Raw genomic sequence first — 15,178 nt, forward strand, 5'->3', positions numbered from 1 at the left:
GACCTGACCTGCACGGTGGACGGCGAGCTCGTCGAGCCGCAGGCCGGGGGCTTCTACGGCGGCTGGATCACCTCGCGCGTCGTCGGACCGTTCAAGGGGTCTCCGGGAAGTCGCGGCTGGTAGTCGTTGACATGTGACTAATTGGTCACCTATCGTCGTCGGCATGGACGAGGACCTGGTGTTCAAGGCACTTGCGGACGCCACCCGTCGCCACCTGCTCGACCAGCTCTACACGCGTGACGGCCGCACGCTGACGGAGCTGGAGCAGGACCTCGAGATGACCCGGTTCGGGGTCATGAAGCACCTCAAGGTGCTCGAGGAGGCGGGCCTCGTCGTCACGCGCCGATCGGGCCGGGAGAAGCTCCACTTCCTCAACGCCGTCCCGATCCAGCTGATCCACGAACGGTGGATCGACAAGTACGACGTGCTCGGTGCCGAGCGCCTGCACGCGCTGACCGACCTCAAATCAGCCCTGGAGACCACCATGTCCACCCAGACCGACACGGCCACCACGACCGTCCTCGTCAACCGCATCTGGATCAAGGCCGACGCCGCCACCGTGTGGAAGGCCATCACCTCGCCGGAGTGGAACGCCCGCTACGGCTACAAGAGCCCCTCGACGTTCGACCTCACGCCCGGCGGCGCGTTCACCACGCTCCCGTCGGCGGACATGGTCGCCTACGGCACCCCCGCCGACCAGCCGATCCTCGACGGCGAGGTGGTCGAGGTCGTGGAGAACTCCCGCCTGGTGCTCACCTGGCGCACCCTGTGGGACGACGAGGCCCGCGCGGAGGGGTTCACGCGGCTCACCTACGAGCTCGAGCCCCGCGGCGAGGGCGTCACGCAGCTGACCCTGGTCCACGACGTGACCGACGCCCCGCGCACCGCGGCACTCATCTCCGGCGACCTGCCGCAGTTCGGCGGCGGCTGGCCGCAGATCCTGTCGGACCTCAAGACGCTCCTGGAGACGGGCGCGTCGCTGGAGTCCTGAGGCTGTCGCACGGGCCGGTCGCCGCGGCGGCCGGCCCGTCGTCGCTCTCGATCTCGTGGGTTCGGCGCCGGTTCGTGGGTGCGCACTCGCGATCTCGTGCCGGACCCACGATCTCGCGGCCGGGTCAAGGGTGCGCGAGGGCCAGCAGGCGGAGGGCTTCCTCGGCGACCGACTCCGGCGGGCCGGCGACCGGAACGTCGACCCCGTCCTCGTCGGCGGCCAGCGGCTCGAGGGTCGCCAGCTGGCTGGCCAGGAGAGTGGCCGGCATGAAGTGGCCCGTCCGCTCCGTGAGTCGGCGGGCGAGCTCGTCGGGCGGGACCACCAGGTGCACGAACCGCACGCGGCCCTGGGCGGTGCGCAGGACGTCGCGGTAGGACCGGCGCAGCGATGAGCAGGTCACGACGGTCGGTCCGCCGGCGGCCGTCATCGCGTCCCGGATGGCGCGCAGCCACGGACCGCGGTCGTCGTCGGTGAGCGCCCGGCCAGCGCGCATGGCCTCCACGTTGGCCGGGGGATGCAGGTCGTCGCCCTCGATCAGCGGCCGGCCGAGGCGCTCGGCGAGCAGGAGCGCGGTGGTCGACTTGCCCGTACCGGACACGCCCATCACGACGAGGTGCTCGGGCTGGCTGCTCACGGGCGACAGCCTCGCACGCCCGCGCGGGCTCGAGTTCGTGACTTTCCGCCGAGCTCGGTAGCTGCAACTACCGAACTCGGCGGAAACTGCCGAGCTCGCGCAGGTGGGGAGCGCGTCTCCTCGGGCAACTAAACTCGCCCGATGCCCTCGCTCGTCGTCGACACGACACCCCTGCGTGTCAGTCCGGCGTTCCGGCGGCTGTGGTGGGGGCTGTCGATCTCCAACCTCGGGGCGCAGCTGACGGTGGTCGCGGTCGGGCTGCAGGTGTACGCGCTCACCCGGTCGACGGCGTCGGTCGGCATCCTCGGCCTCTGCGCGCTCGTGCCGCTGGTCTTCTTCGGGCTGTACGGCGGCGCGATCTCCGACCACTACGACCGCCGCAAGGTCGCTCTGATCGCGTCGTTCGTGGCGTGGGGCGTGACCATCGGGCTGGCCGTGCAGGCGTGGCTCGGCAACGAGCAGGTGTGGGTGCTCTTCGCGCTGGTCGCGGTGCAGTCGGGGGCGTTCGCGGTGAACCAGCCGGCGAGGTCGGCGATCATCCCGCGGCTCCTGGACCCGACGCTCCTGCCCGCGGCGAACGCCCTGCAGACGCTCGGGTTCAGCGTCGCGTTCACGGTCGGCCCTCTGCTGGGCGCGTTCCTCGTCGCCGCGTTCGACTACGGCGTCGCCTACACGCTCGATGCGCTCCTGTTCACGGCCGCGCTCCTCGCACTGTTCCGGCTGCCGGCGCAGCCCCCGGAGCACTCGGAGAACCGCCGGGAGCGCGCGGGGCTGGCCTCGGTGATCRACGGGTTCCGGTACCTGGGCACCCAGAAGAACGTGCGGATGACGTTCGCCGTGGACCTGGTCGCCATGATCACGTCGTCGCCGCGCGTGCTGTTCCCGGCGATCGGCCTGGTCTACCTGGGCGGCGGCGCGACGACCACCGGGGTCATGGCCGCGTCGGCGGCGGTCGGCGTCGGGCTGGCGGGGCTGTTCTCCGGCGGGCTGACCCGGATCCGCTGGCAGGGCCGGATCATCGCGGTGGCCATCACGGTCTGGGGGCTCGCGATCGCCGGGTTCGGGCTGGTCCTCGTCCTGGCGGGGCAGTCGCACCCGGACCAGGTGCTCTGGCTCGCGCTCGCGATCGCGGTGCTCATGCTCGTGGTCGCCGGGGCGGCCGACGCGATCAGCTCGGTGTTCCGGCAGACCATCCTGCAGACGGCGACACCCGACGACATGCGCGGCCGCCTGCAGGGCGTGTTCATCGTCGTCGTCGCGGGCGGACCCCGGCTGGGCGAGGCGCTGCTCGGCGGGGCGGCGTCGACGGTCGGCGAGGGGTGGGCCGCGGTGATCGGCGGCTGCCTGTKCGTGGTGCTCCTCTGGGTGCTCGTGCGGGCGCAGCGCTCGTTCTGGGACTACGACGCCCGCCACCCGGTGCCCTAGGGCGCGGCATGTTCCGGCCCGAGCCGGCGACCGCGCACGGCCGGGCGTGGTCGTCAGTCGGTGGCGCCCGTCGGGTCGAGGGACGTGACGTACCGGGTGGCCGTGTCGAGGGCCGTCGCGACAGCCTGGCCGGGTGTGTCGCCGACGACCTGCACGCGGACGACGAGGCCGTCGCGCGTCGCCCAGAGGTGCGCCGCGGAGTGTCTGCGTTGTCCACCCGGGGCGTCTCCTTGTCGGCGGCCCAGCCGTCGAGGTCCGCGGCCTCCGTCGCGACGGCGGTCTGCGCCGTGTCCGCGTCGCGCATTTCGTAGACCTCGATCGCCCGGCTCGCGCCGCCGGCGAAGGGCAGCGCGACCGGGTCGCCCACGGCGAACGCGTGGCCCGCGAGGGACGCTGCCCGCAGGTCGCCGAGGGCCGGGTTGCCGCACTGGGGCAAGCCCGGGCTCGGCAGGGGGACCGCGGCCTCCTCGTCCTGCGTGGAAGCGAGCTCCGCGGCGAGCTGGTCGAGGTACTCCTGCGCCTCGGGAGAGCCCGGCTGGTACTCGTCGCAGCGCTGCACGGTCGCGGTGGGCAGGAGCGTCGCGGTGAGCGCGGCCGTCGCCTGCTCGAACGTCAGCGGTGCGCGCGTGGGGGTCGAGGAGGCCGACGGGGACGCCGCCGGGTCGGCGCCGTCCTCCGCGGAGCAGCCGGCGAGGACGACGATCGCGAGGGCGGCGGCGGCACCGCGGGCCGGACCGGCGAGGCGGAGCGGGAGCATCCGCCCATCCTCACCTACCCGCGGGGGCGCCCACGTCGTCATCTCGTCCGACCGGTGACGACGAGCGTGACGTCACCCGGTCGGCCGAGAGGGAGCCTGTCCGTGGAGGGACGCGAGCGCCGCGTGCAGGTTCGCCGTGACCGCCGTGCGGTGCGGCTCCACCCAGTCGCCCTCGAACTTCCGGGGCGTGATCTCGATCATCATGACCAGGCACAGGCGCATCCGGTACAGGTCGAGGCGCACGCGCGCCGACGGGCTCTCGACGTCCAGCGGACCGTAGCCGTCGAGCAGCGCGGGCGTCCCGGGCTCACGGCCCATGGGGTCGATGCCCACCAGGTCGGCCAGCGGGTCGCCCCAGAACGCGCGCTCCGGGTCGATCACCCCGACCACCGCGCCGGTGTCCGGGTCGACAAACACGTTCCCGGCCCAGAGGTCGGTGTGCACCAGCGACGGACGGACCACGTCGTCGAGCACGTGCCGGTGCTTCTCGAGGACCGCGCGGACCTCGCCGGCGGGCACCGCGACCGACCAGGTCTCGGCGTCGGCCAGGAGCTCGTCGACCATGCCCGTGAACGACTCGGACCAGGTGGCCTCCCGCCGCCCGCACGGGTAGCCGTACGCCGGCCCCTCGATCGCGTGCAGCGCCGCCAGGACCGCACCGGTCTCCCGCTCCGCGCGCGCGGTCCGGGGGTCCGACGACGCCGGTCCGAAGCCCGCGTCGAYCCACGGCACCCCCGGCAGGTGGCTGACCACGAGCGCGTCGCTGGGCAGCAGCGTCCGGGAGAAGTCCGTGTGCAGCACCTGCGGCATGAGCAGGGCGGGCCGGTCGGCGGCGAGACCGTAGACCAGCGCCTCGGCGCGCAGCAGGTCGTGCTCGTAGGTCAGCAGCCCGTCCGTGCCGACCGGCGCGGTCTTCACGACGACGCGTGCGCCGCCGGCGAGGGTGACCCGGTACGTGGTCGCGAACTGTCCTCCGGTGAGGAGCTCGACGTCCGCGAGAGGTCCGAGCGGGGCGACGAGCGAGGTCAGAGCATCATTCACGCGTCGAGGGTACCGACCGAGCGCGCCGGCTCGACGGACTCGGCGACCTCGCACGCCGCCACGGCCGCACCGCCGGTCGACGAGGGCGACCCGGCCTCCACGGAGTCGTGCACGTGATCGCCGGCGTCGCCGCGCAGCGTCCGCAGCGCCGCGAGCGTGGCCACGACCGCGAGGCCTGCGGAGACGACGACCACCAGGAACCCGGCGTGCGACCCGGCGGCGTCGATCTGCGCGCCCGCCACCGACGACCCGACCGACACCCCGACGCCGAGCGACGTGCCCACCCACGTCAGCCCCTCGGTCAGCCGTTCGCGCGGGACCAGGTCCTGTACCAGCCCGTTGCCGTTGATCAGCGTGGGTGCGATGGCGAACCCGGCGACGAACATGACCGCGGCCAGAGCGACGAGCGACTGCACGAGGAAGAAGAAGCAGACGCCGACCGCCAGGGCGACCATGCCGGTGGCGAACCGCAGGTACAGGGGCCGCTTCCACACGCGGGTGCCGTAGAGCAGCCCGGAGATGAGCGACCCGAGCGCGAAGATCGCCAGGATGATCCCCGCGGACCCCTTGGAGCCGGACTCCTCCGCGAACGCCACGGTGGACACGTCGGTGGCGCCGAAGATCGAGCCCATCGCGACGAACACGATCGCCAGGACGACCATGCCCGGCTTGCGCAGCACGGAGCCCTTCGGCCGCGGGCTACCGACCGGGGCGGGCGGCGGCTCGGTGCTGTGCAGGGAGAGGAACCAGTAGCCGCCGACGAGCATGGCGACCAGCGGGACGACGAGTCCGGCCGCGGGGGCGACCCCCGTCGCGAGCACGGTGGCGAGCACCGGGCCCACGATGAACACGAGCTCGTCGAGCGCGGACTCCAGCGAGTACGCCGTGTGCATCCGGTGCGGGTCGGCCCCGAGCACGCGGGCCCAGCGCGCCCGGACCAGCGACCCGAACGACCCGATCCCCGCGCCGGTGACCACCGCGGCGGCGTACAGCCACGCCTCGTGGGCCTCCTGCGACGCGGCGACGACCACCCCGACGAGCCCCACGGCCGCGATCGCCACGGCGGGCCGCATGATCCGCGACTGCCCGTGCCGGTCCACGAGCCGCGCCAGCTGCGGCGAGCACAGCGCCTGCGCCACGACGTAGACCGCGGAGACGCGACCGGCCAGACCGTAGGAGCCGTACACCGTGGAGATCATGAGGACGATGCCGATGCCGACCATGGACATGGGCAGTCGGGCGAGCACACCGGCGCCGGAGAAGGCCAGAGCCCCCGGGCGCGTCAGCACGTCGCGGTAGGGCTGGAGCACCGCCTCAGTCTGTCACCAGGTCTATCGCGACGGCGCGTCGTGCCTCACCATTCATGGCATGACGGACGTGCAGGTCAGCGACGCACCCGACGAGCACCGGTTCGAGGCGCGCAGCCCCGACGGGGAGCTCCTCGGGTTCACGGTGTACGACACGATCGGTACCACGGTCGTGTTCACGCACACCGAGGTGGACCCGGCGTTCGAGGGTCAGGGCATCGCGTCCACGCTCGTGCAGGCCGCCCTCGACGCGGTCCGGGCCAGCGGCCGGGACGTCGTGGCGTTCTGCCCGTACGTGAAGGCGTGGATCGGCCGGCACCCCGACTACCAGGACCTGGTGCGGGCGCCGCAGCACTGAGGCGCTAGGAGCCCAGCGCCGCCGAGACCACGTCCTTCGCCTCCGCCTGCACCTGCGCCAGGTGCTCCGCGGACACGAACGACTCGGCGTAGATCTTGTACACGTCCTCGGTGCCGGACGGCCGGGCGGCGAACCAGGCGTTCTCCGTGGTGACCTTCAGCCCGCCGATCGACGCGCCGTTCCCGGGTGCCTCGGTCAGCCGCGCAGTGATCGCCTCGCCCGCCAGCGTCGTCGCCGTGACCTGCTCCGGGGTGAGCTTGGCCAGCGTGGCCTTCTCCTCACGGCTGGCCGCCGCGTCGACCCGGGCGTACCAGCTCTCCCCGAACTCGGCGACGAGCTCGCGGTGGTGCACCGACGGCGACTTCCCGGTGGTCGCCAGGATCTCGGAGGCCAGCAGCGCGGGCAGGATGCCGTCCTTGTCGGTGGTCCACACGGTGCCGTCCTTGCGCAGGAACGACGCCCCGGCGGACTCCTCGCCGCCGAACCCGACCGACCCGTCCACGAGTCCGGGCACGAACCACTTGAACCCGACCGGCACCTCGAGCAGGCGCCGGCCCAGCTTGGCGGCGACCCGGTCGATGAGGCTCGAGGAGACGAGCGTCTTGCCGATCGCGGTCCCGTCCGGCCAGCCCGGGCGTGCGCCGCCGTACAGGTAGGAGATCGCGACCGCGAGGTAGTGGTTCGGGTTCATCAGCCCGTCCGGCGTGACGATGCCGTGCCGGTCGGAGTCGGCGTCGTTGCCGGTCGCGATGTCGAACGGCGCCGGGTCGCCCGCCATGCGGCTGACCAGCGAGGCCATCGCGTACGGCGACGAGCAGTCCATCCGGATCTTGCCGTCCCAGTCGAGGGTCATGAACCCCCACTGCGGGTCGACCGTCGGGTTCACCACCGTGAGGTCGAGCCCGTAGTACTCGCCGATCTCGCCCCAGTACTCGACCGACGCGCCGCCGAGCGGGTCCGCACCGATCCGCACCCCGGCCGCCCGGATGGCCTCGATGTCGATCACGTTGGCCAGGTCCGCCACGTAGGAGGACAGGTAGTCGTGCTTCAGGGTCGTGTCCGCCGCCAGCGCAGCCTCGGCGCTCACGCGCGGGATGTTCTTCCACCCGGACGCCAGGATCGCGTTGGCGCGGTCGGCGATCCAGCCGGTGGCCTCGGACCCCGCGGGCCCACCGTCCGGCGGGTTGTACTTGAAGCCGCCGTCGCGCGGCGGGTTGTGCGACGGGGTCACGACGATGCCGTCGGCCAGGCCCGGTCCCTGCGTGCGCACGCCCTCGGAGCTGCCGGCGCCGTTGTGCCGCAGGATCGCGTGCGAGACGCCCGGGGTGGGCGTCCACGAGTCGCGCGCGTCCACGTGCACCTCGACGTCCGCCGCCGCCAGGACCTCGAGCGCCGAGCGCCAGGCGGGGTCGGACAGCGCGTGGGTGTCCCGGCCGATGAACAGGGGACCGTCGGTGCCCTGGGACCGCCGGTACTCGACGATCGCGGCGGTGATCGCCACGATGTGGGCCTCGTTGAACGCCGAGTCCAGGGCCGATCCCCGGTGACCGCTGGTGCCGAACACCACGCGCTGCGCGGGGTCGTCCAGGTCGGGTTCGCGGTCGTAGTAGGCGCCGGTCAGGGCATCCAGATCGACGAGGTCGGACGGCTGGGCAGGTGTTCCGGCGCGCGGGTCCATGTCCCTGATCCTCCCCTACGCCCCGGGGTCCCGCACACCCCGGCCCGCACCGACCGGTAGCCTTTCCGGCATGGCCAAGAACTCGTCCGACTTCGTGCTGCGCCCGTTCGAGGGGCTCCCCGGTGAGCCCGACTGGGTGGCGCTCAAGGAGCTCGTCCCGGCCGCGACCGCGACCGCCCGCACCACCACGCAGTACGGCTCGCACGACGTGCTGGTCACCACGGTGCTCCCGACGAGCTGGCCCGCGCTGCACCGCGCCGACGGCGTGATCCTGCTGGCGCTGCAGACCACCAGCAGCTCCAACGACGTCAGCCGCGACCTGGCGCACGCGCTGCTCGAGGCCATCGAGGTCGAGGCCGGCACCGCGGTCGAGACCATCGGGCTGCCGGAGCCGGGCCCGCGCCTGCAGGACGTGCTCGACCTGAGCGTGCCGTTCGAGGTCACGGTCCAGGACTCGTTCGCGTACTGGCTGGCCCCGGACACCGAGCGCACCCCGGACCTGCAGGCCGCGATCGAGGAGGCCGACGGCGGCATCATCGACACGGTCAAGCTCGAGGCTGCCGACGCCGCCTACTGGTGCCGGATGGGCGCTCGCGAGTTCCTGCGCTGGGCGCAGCCGCACGAGGAGCAGGTGGTGCTCGACGGCCTCGCGCGTCTGCACGCCAAGCGTGCGTCCGGGTTCGAGGGCGCCAAGTTCGTCGGCTACTTCCGCTCGGCCGGTCTTGTCGTCCCGGTGTGGGAGCTGGCGAAGGGGTCGGAGGCCGAGGACATCGAGAAGCCGCTGGCCGACTTCGTGCCCGCGTTCGAGGCCGCGCTCGCGGACACCTCGCCGCTCGACGCCAACGAGCGTCGTGCCCGAGCCGGGCTGGTGGCCCGCCAGGTCACCCTGCGCTGACGGGCAGGGTCCGCTCGGATAGATAGGGTTGCGGACGTGACGCGCACGGGCGGCAAGGCCGCCGACGACCAGGCGACGACGGCCCCTGCGGACCCCACCGCCGACGGGGTGGCCGCGCCGGTGCCGGACTCGCCCGCAGCGGCGCGCAAGGCAGCCGTCGACGAGCGGAAGGCGGCCGTCCACAAGGCCCGCCAGCGGGTCGCCGTGATCATCCCCGCGAAGGACGAGTCCCGGCGCATCGCGGCGACGGTCCGCTCGGCGCGCGCGATCCCGCACGTGGACCTCGTGCTCGTGGTCGACGACGGCTCGGAGGACGACACGCAGCACGTGGCCCGCGAGGCCGGTGCTGTGGTGGTCCGGCACTCGCACAACCGCGGCAAGGCAGCCGCGATGGAGACGGGTGCCGCTGTCGTCGCCATGCGCGACGCCCCCGACCGCCAGCCGCGCATCCTGCTGTTCATCGACGGCGACCTGGGCGAGACCGCGGTCAACACCGCCCCACTGGTGCCGCCGGTATTCGAGGGGCACGCCGACCTCTCCATCGCGCTGATCCCGCCGCAGCCCGGTGCCGGTGGCCGGGGCATCGTCGTCGGCGCCGCCCGCCGCGCGATCGCCTCGATGACCGGCTGGACCCCGACCCAGCCGCTCTCGGGCATGCGCTGCCTGACGCGCGCGGCGTTCGAGGCCGCCACCCCGCTGGCCCACGGCTGGGGCGTCGAGACCGGCATGACCATCGACCTGCTGCGTCGCGGGTTCCGCGTCGTCGAGGTCCCCTGCGACCTGCGGCACCGGCCGTCCGGGACCGACCTGAAGGGCCAGCTGCACCGCGCGGCGCAGTACCGGGACGTGCAGCTGGCGGTCAACGCACGCCGTGTGCGCCGCGCCGCCGGGGCCGTGAAGCGCAGCGTGGCGCCCGCGCAGAAGCCGCCACAGACGCACCGCTAGTCGGCGCGCGCAGGCTCCTTCACGGGCTCCGCGGGGGCCAGCTCCCCGTCCGGTGCCCCGAGCCGCCACTGCGCGGCTGCTGCGACCAGGCACGGGACCGCGACCGCGATGCCCGTCGCCGGGACCACGATGCCCGAGTCGTTCATGAGGAAGCCGACCGTCAGGGCAGCGGCGATCGCCGCGAACGCGGGCCGGAGCAGGGGAACCGCGCGGGTCAGTCCGGCCAGAGGGCTGCCGGTGCCCATCAGCTCGCCGCGCCGCGGACGGCCGCCCACGACGACGAGCCACGTGAGCGCGATGCCGCCGATCGCGGTGACGAGGTACCGCCACGACGTCAGCACGCGCAGGTTCACCGCGATCTTGCGGCCGACGACATCCCACAGGCCGCCGTCGAGCACGGTGGCGAAGAACCGGCCCAGGTGCGTGCGGTCGGCCGCCGGGCGCATCCAGTCGAGCACCGCGAACCCGCCGACCACCACGACGCCGACCAGCGCGATCAGCCCGATCCACTTCCAGCTGACCTTGCGGCCGCTCACCACGATGGTCAGCATCGCGAACGCGAGGATCAGGGCGGGCGGGCCGCCGAAGTCGCTGCCCAGACCCGGGGCGCCGTCGACGACCACGAGCAGCAGGCCGAGCCCGGCGACGACGGCCGTCGCGAGCCCCCGCCGACCGCGCCGCAGCAGCGGGTCCGCGATGGCGACCGCGAGCAGCAGGCCGGCCGCCGTCAGGAGCGCGAACGCCTGGTTGCTCATCCCGTAGAACCGGGCCGCGAGGAGGCGGTGGGCGCCCATCGGGGAGTCGATCACCAACGTGGAGCCGGTGCAGGCGTCCACCACCAGCACGGCCACCGTGACGCCCGCGACGAGCCCCGCGGGGCCCAGCAGGTTGCGCCGCCACGGTCCCACCAGGGCGACGACGGTGATGACGGCGATCCAGCCGAGCAGCACCCACCAGAACGCGGTGACCGGCATGCTCGAGCGCCACCACGGGACGGTGTTCGTGAGGAACGAGGCCACCGGCGCGGCGGCCAGGGCCAGCGCGGAGACCTGCAGCACGCGCAGCGCGGGTCGGAGGGGCGCGCGGTCGGAGCGGCCGGTGCGGGTGAGGATGATCGCGGCGGCGATGAACAGGACCGCCTGGATGAGCACCAGGCGGGTCGAGTACGCGCCGCTCACCCGCGTGACCATGGTGGCGTGGCGCTGGACGTCCAGCAGGTGCGCGACGCGGGCGGTCGCGGCGGACGTCGGCGGGCCGGGCAGGATCTCCGCTCCGCTGAGGGCCGCGGCACTGTTGTCCAGCCCGATCCCGGCCAGCAGCGTCGGCGTCACGTCGACGGTCTGGAGCACGCCCGCCTGCCGGGTGGAGCCCGAGGTCAGCAGGCTGTCGGCGTACTCCTCGCCGTTCGGGGCGAGTCCGGTGGCGGCAGCGAGCTGGAGCGCGGTGCGGCCGGAGTCGGCGAGCGAGACCACCAGGACGGTCGCGCCCGAGCGTTGGGCGCCGGCGATGGCGGCACCGATCCGGGCGTCGATGACCTGCGCCTGGAGCGCCCGGGACGGCTCGGTGATCGCGTCGGGCGTGGAGACCTCGGGCGGGGTCGGCTCCTCGAGGACGTCCCCCGGGGAGGTCTCGGTGGGTTGCGGGGTGCTGGGCCGGGCCGTCGTGGCGTACCCGGGGTCACGCAACGAGCCGGCGTCGACGACCACCAGCTGCGACGCGTCGAGGGCGTCGCGCACCACGCGGGTCAGGCCGAGGGTGTTGATCGGGAGGGTCTCGTAGGTGCCCACCGGGATGCCGCCGGTGTCCGCGAGCGCGATCGCCGCACCGGGACCGATCCCGGTGACGGCTGAACCGGCCTCGGCGAGCATGTCGCCGAACAGCCCGGGGGTGGCTCCGTACGACTCGGCGTCGGCCGCCGCGACGTAGTCGTCCCAGCCCGGCACCTCGCCACTCTCACCGGGGTCGCGCAGGGTGCGGCACGTGCCGTCGTCGGCTCGCAGGTCGGCGGCGCGGGTCCCGGTGGAGACCGCCAGCCAGCCGTCCGCGGGGCAGGACCGGGAGGCCACGCTCCGTGCGGCGACCAGACCGATCGAGCCCTCCCGGGACATGCTCCACAGGGCGGGCGTGGTCAGGGTGGTGACGTCGTCCCAGCGCACACCGGTCATGCCGACGAGGAGCACCGGAGGTTCGTCCGCCGCCTGTGCAGGGGTCGCCAGGAGGATGCCCGCCAGGCTCAGCACCAGGGTGAGCACCGCGCCGCGGAGCAGGGACGCGCGCGGGCGGGCAGGGGTCAGCACCGTTCCAGCGTACGGGCGCACTACCCTCGACCCCGGCGGCGCTGCGGGGTATCCGTGCAGCGTGCACATCATCTGCACGGGAGGGACGCCATGTCCGAGGGGCTACCGCGGTACGCCTACCTGGGTCCGGCCGGCACGTTCACCGAGGCCGCGTTGCGCCAGGTCGCGCCCGTGGGCGTGTGCGTCGACCTCCCGGTGTCCGACGTGTCGTCGGCCATCGAGGCCGTCCGGACGGGCGACGCCGACTTCGCGGTGGTGGCCATCGAGAGCACCGTCGAGGGCGGTGTCACCGCGACGCTCGACAGCCTCGCGGGCGGCGACCCGCTGGTGATCGTGCGCGAGATGCTGGTGCCGGTGCAGTTCACGCTGGCCGCTGCGCCCGGCGTGCGGCTCCAGGACGTGCGACGCATCTCCGCCCACCCGCACGCGTGGGTGCAGTGCCGGCGCTGGCTGGCGCACCACCTGCCGTCCGTGGTGCATGTGCCCGCGACGTCCAACACGGCTCCCGCGGCGCTCATCGCGGCGGGTGGGGCCGAGCTGGGCTTCGACGCCGCGCTGGTGCCGCCTGCTGCGGTCGACTCCTACGGCCTGGTCCCGCTGGCCGAGGACGTCGCGGACAACGTCTCCGCGCAGACCCGGTTCGTCGTCGTCGGCCACCCCGGCGCGGTGCCGCCGCCCACCGGCGCGGACAAGACGACGCTCGTGGTCCACCTGCCCGACAACGAGGCCGGTGCGCTGCTCGCCATGCTGGAGCAGTTCGCGGTGCGGGGCGTGAACCTCTCCCGGATCGAGTCCCGACCCATCGGTGACGCCCTCGGCCGCTACTCGTTCTCGCTCGACGCCGAGGGGCACATCACCGACGAGCGCGTCGGCGAGGCCGTCATGGGCCTGCACCGCCGCTGCCCGTACGTGCGGTTCCTCGGCTCCTACCCGCGGGCCGACGCCGTCGAGCCGACCGTGCACGTGGGCACCGCGGACACCGACTTCGTCGGCGCGCGCACCTGGCTGCAGGCGCTCCGGAGCGGCTCGGCGACCTGAGGGTCAGGGCTGCGCGACCTCGGGCTCGTACGCGAGCAGGCGCTCGAGGAGCCGCAGCGAGCTCTCCTTGTCCAGCGTCTCGCCCGTCCACGTCTCCTTGAGGGACACCGTCCGCCCGTCGTGCAGGGTCAGCTCGGCCTGCAGGGGCGTCCGCTTCACGATGCGGGCGGTGGCGATCTGCTCGTAGGCGAGGTACCGGTGGTAGGACGCCAGCTGCACCACCGATCCCGACTGCAGCAGCGAGATCATCCGCGCCTTGCCGTACTCGTCCTTCTTGGGCGTCGGCACGAGGATCATGCCGATGTCGAGCACGATCACGTCGTGCTTCGCGCCGTCGACCTTCACGCTGGCCAGCCCGCCGAGCACCTCGCCGCCGTGGGCCGAGGCGGTGTCGGCGACCTGGCCGGTGGAGGCGACATCGACGCCGATCTCGGCCAGCCGCGCGCGAGCGGCCCCTACCGTCTCCGGCTGCAGCGCGGCGCTCGCGACGGGCGCGAGGTCGAGCACCTGGTCGTCGCGGCCCACCAGCCGGGCGGGGCCGCTCCACGAGTGCTGCCACCGGGCGATCCCGGCCTGGACGGCGGCCTGCGAGACGAGCAGCTCCACGAGGTCCGCGAGCTGGTCGCCCTCGGTGCCGAGGTCCTTCTCGAGCTCGGCGCGCCGGCCACCGGCGATGACGTCCAGCACCGTGCCCAGGTTCGCGCGCTGCTGTCCGGCCACCCGGGCCGCCGCGCGGTACACGATGTCCGCGGTGCGCTGGCGGGAGAGCACGAGGGAGGTCGCGGTCAGCTCCTCCCAGTCGAGCTGGGTGCGGCCCTCGACGTCGACCACACGCGCCGCGAGCTCGGTGGCGTGCCTCTCGAAGTCGGGGATCAGCACCCACGCCGGTCGCGTGTCCCTGGCCACCGCCACGTCGGGCATGCGGTCCATCGCGGCGACGCGCGCGGCGATGGACGGGTGGCTGTCCCACCGCGACTGCTCGGCCGGGGGAGCGTCGTCGCGCATCTCGGCCAGCTCGGCGGTCCGGGCCGTGACCAGCTGACCGAAGCCGCCGAAGAAGCCGTGCGCGGTCGGCGCGTACCCCGACTCCCACGCGTCCTCGAGGTAGTTCTGCAGGTAGAAGGACCAGGCGGTGTCCGCGACGGGCAGCTCACGCAGCGCGCTCTGCGCGGTCGCGCGCCCGGCGATCCGCACGGAGAGCCGGTCGGCCTCCAGCTCCTGGCGCCGGTTCACCGCGGCCGAGACCGCGAAGAACAGGTGCGCGTACAGGCGCAGGAACCAGCCGACGACGTTGCCGGAGAGCTGCTCGAGCGTCGCGACGATCGCCTGCTTGCCGCGGTACGTCAGCGGGCCGAGACGGGTGTGGCTGTTCGAGTAGTGGCCGAGCTCGTGCCCGAGCACGGAGCGGAGCTGGCCCACGTCGAGCGCCTGCAGCAGCGGGACCCCGAGGTAGAGGTGGCGGGTGCCGCCGACCAGACCGAGCAGGCGGGTGTCCTCGGAGACGGCCGCGTTGACGTCCGGGAGGAGGCGGATGTCGTCGGGCGCGCGGGTGCCGGCCTCGGCGGCGAGCTCGCGGACGGTCTCCCAGAGGGCGGGCGCGTCGGCGGGCGTCAGTGTCGGCCCCTCGTCGGGCGCCGGGCGTGCCCGGGCGACCTTCCACAGCGCGACGACGACACCGACGGCGATGGCCGCCGTGAAGAAGCCGAGCTTGGCGGCGGCAGCCTCCGCGTCGGACTGGAACGCCCACCAGCTGAGCGCCCCCATGCCGACGATGATCGCCAGCGCCACGATGTAGAAGCCGGCCAGCAGGAC

The 15,178-nt window shown here is 73.5% G+C and carries 12 protein-coding genes and 1 pseudogene; 7 read left to right on the forward strand and 6 right to left on the reverse strand.

Translation table 11 applies throughout. From position 1 onward, the window contains the following. Window positions 1–123: pseudogene (locus AC1DUQ_RS07265) on the forward strand (DUF427 domain-containing protein); the annotation flags it as partial. Window positions 124–163: 40 nt separating this feature from the next. After that, window positions 164–991 carry an ArsR/SmtB family transcription factor gene (locus tag AC1DUQ_RS07270; protein ID WP_477059763.1) on the forward strand — a complete coding sequence of 276 codons (828 nt, stop codon included), beginning with the start codon at window positions 164–166 and terminating at the stop codon, window positions 989–991. A 124-nt stretch (window positions 992–1,115) separates the two neighbouring features. Here the strand turns inward: AC1DUQ_RS07270 and AC1DUQ_RS07275 are convergent, their stop codons facing one another. Beyond that, window positions 1,116–1,595 carry a gluconokinase gene (locus tag AC1DUQ_RS07275; RefSeq protein WP_477060799.1) on the reverse strand — a complete coding sequence of 160 codons (480 nt, stop codon included), beginning with the start codon at window positions 1,593–1,595 and terminating at the stop codon, window positions 1,116–1,118. Window positions 1,596–1,766: 171 nt separating this feature from the next. On the opposite strand from AC1DUQ_RS07275, the gene AC1DUQ_RS07280 reads away from it, so the two are divergent. Next, the gene (locus tag AC1DUQ_RS07280) at window positions 1,767–3,050 is read left to right on the forward strand and encodes an MFS transporter (protein WP_477073578.1); all 1,284 of its coding nucleotides are present in this window, start codon (window positions 1,767–1,769) and stop codon (window positions 3,048–3,050) included. Between the two features lie 829 nt (window positions 3,051–3,879). On the opposite strand, the gene AC1DUQ_RS07285 is transcribed toward AC1DUQ_RS07280, so the two are convergent. Continuing rightward, window positions 3,880–4,848: a phosphotransferase family protein gene (locus tag AC1DUQ_RS07285; RefSeq protein ID WP_477073579.1), complete on the reverse strand. Its 969-nt coding sequence runs from the start codon at window positions 4,846–4,848 to the stop codon at window positions 3,880–3,882. Continuing rightward, window positions 4,845–6,158: an MFS transporter gene (locus tag AC1DUQ_RS07290; protein WP_477059767.1), complete on the reverse strand. Its 1,314-nt coding sequence runs from the start codon at window positions 6,156–6,158 to the stop codon at window positions 4,845–4,847. The genes AC1DUQ_RS07285 and AC1DUQ_RS07290 overlap by 4 nt, the downstream gene beginning before the upstream one ends. Window positions 6,159–6,216: 58 nt before the next feature. Here AC1DUQ_RS07290 and AC1DUQ_RS07295 point away from each other — a divergent pair, with 58 nt between their 5' ends. Then, window positions 6,217–6,513 carry a GNAT family N-acetyltransferase gene (locus AC1DUQ_RS07295; protein WP_477059768.1) on the forward strand — a complete coding sequence of 99 codons (297 nt, stop codon included), beginning with the start codon at window positions 6,217–6,219 and terminating at the stop codon, window positions 6,511–6,513. Between the two features lie 4 nt (window positions 6,514–6,517). Here the strand turns inward: AC1DUQ_RS07295 and pgm are convergent, their stop codons facing one another. Next, window positions 6,518–8,191, reverse strand: a complete 1,674-nt coding sequence (gene pgm, locus AC1DUQ_RS07300; RefSeq protein WP_477059769.1) for a phosphoglucomutase (alpha-D-glucose-1,6-bisphosphate-dependent) — start codon at window positions 8,189–8,191, stop codon at window positions 6,518–6,520. 70 nt (window positions 8,192–8,261) lie between these two features. Here pgm and AC1DUQ_RS07305 point away from each other — a divergent pair, with 70 nt between their 5' ends. Further along, window positions 8,262–9,086, forward strand: a complete 825-nt coding sequence (locus AC1DUQ_RS07305; protein WP_477059770.1) for a DUF5926 family protein — start codon at window positions 8,262–8,264, stop codon at window positions 9,084–9,086. A 36-nt stretch (window positions 9,087–9,122) separates the two neighbouring features. After that, a complete protein-coding gene (locus tag AC1DUQ_RS07310; RefSeq protein ID WP_477059771.1) occupies window positions 9,123–10,031 on the forward strand; it encodes a glycosyltransferase family 2 protein in 909 nt (302 codons plus the stop codon). Here AC1DUQ_RS07310 and AC1DUQ_RS07315 read toward each other — a convergent pair. Then, window positions 10,028–12,328: a hypothetical protein gene (locus tag AC1DUQ_RS07315; protein ID WP_477059772.1), complete on the reverse strand. Its 2,301-nt coding sequence runs from the start codon at window positions 12,326–12,328 to the stop codon at window positions 10,028–10,030. The genes AC1DUQ_RS07310 and AC1DUQ_RS07315 overlap by 4 nt on opposite strands. A gap of 90 nt (window positions 12,329–12,418) precedes the next feature. Between AC1DUQ_RS07315 and pheA the strand changes: the two genes are divergently transcribed. After that, window positions 12,419–13,366 (forward strand): prephenate dehydratase, encoded by a 948-nt coding sequence (pheA, locus tag AC1DUQ_RS07320; RefSeq protein ID WP_477059773.1) that lies wholly within the window; start codon window positions 12,419–12,421, stop codon window positions 13,364–13,366. Between the two features lie 3 nt (window positions 13,367–13,369). Here pheA and AC1DUQ_RS07325 read toward each other — a convergent pair. After that, window positions 13,370–15,178, reverse strand: a 1,809-nt coding sequence (locus tag AC1DUQ_RS07325) for a M48 family metallopeptidase (RefSeq protein WP_477073580.1), incomplete at its 5' end; no start/stop codon positions are given.

Source organism: Cellulomonas sp. P4_B5_2, from assembly GCF_056402235.1.

Coding starts and splice junctions, on each gene's coding strand:
- AC1DUQ_RS07270 (WP_477059763.1), top strand. CDS start 164: ATGGACGAGGACCTGGTGTTCAAGGCACTTGCGGACGCCACCCGTCGC.
- AC1DUQ_RS07275 (WP_477060799.1), bottom strand. CDS start 1,595: ATGGGCGTGTCCGGTACGGGCAAGTCGACCACCGCGCTCCTGCTCGCC.
- AC1DUQ_RS07295 (WP_477059768.1), top strand. CDS start 6,217: ATGACGGACGTGCAGGTCAGCGACGCACCCGACGAGCACCGGTTCGAG.
- pgm (WP_477059769.1), bottom strand. CDS start 8,191: ATGGACCCGCGCGCCGGAACACCTGCCCAGCCGTCCGACCTCGTCGAT.
- AC1DUQ_RS07305 (WP_477059770.1), top strand. CDS start 8,262: ATGGCCAAGAACTCGTCCGACTTCGTGCTGCGCCCGTTCGAGGGGCTC.
- pheA (WP_477059773.1), top strand. CDS start 12,419: ATGTCCGAGGGGCTACCGCGGTACGCCTACCTGGGTCCGGCCGGCACG.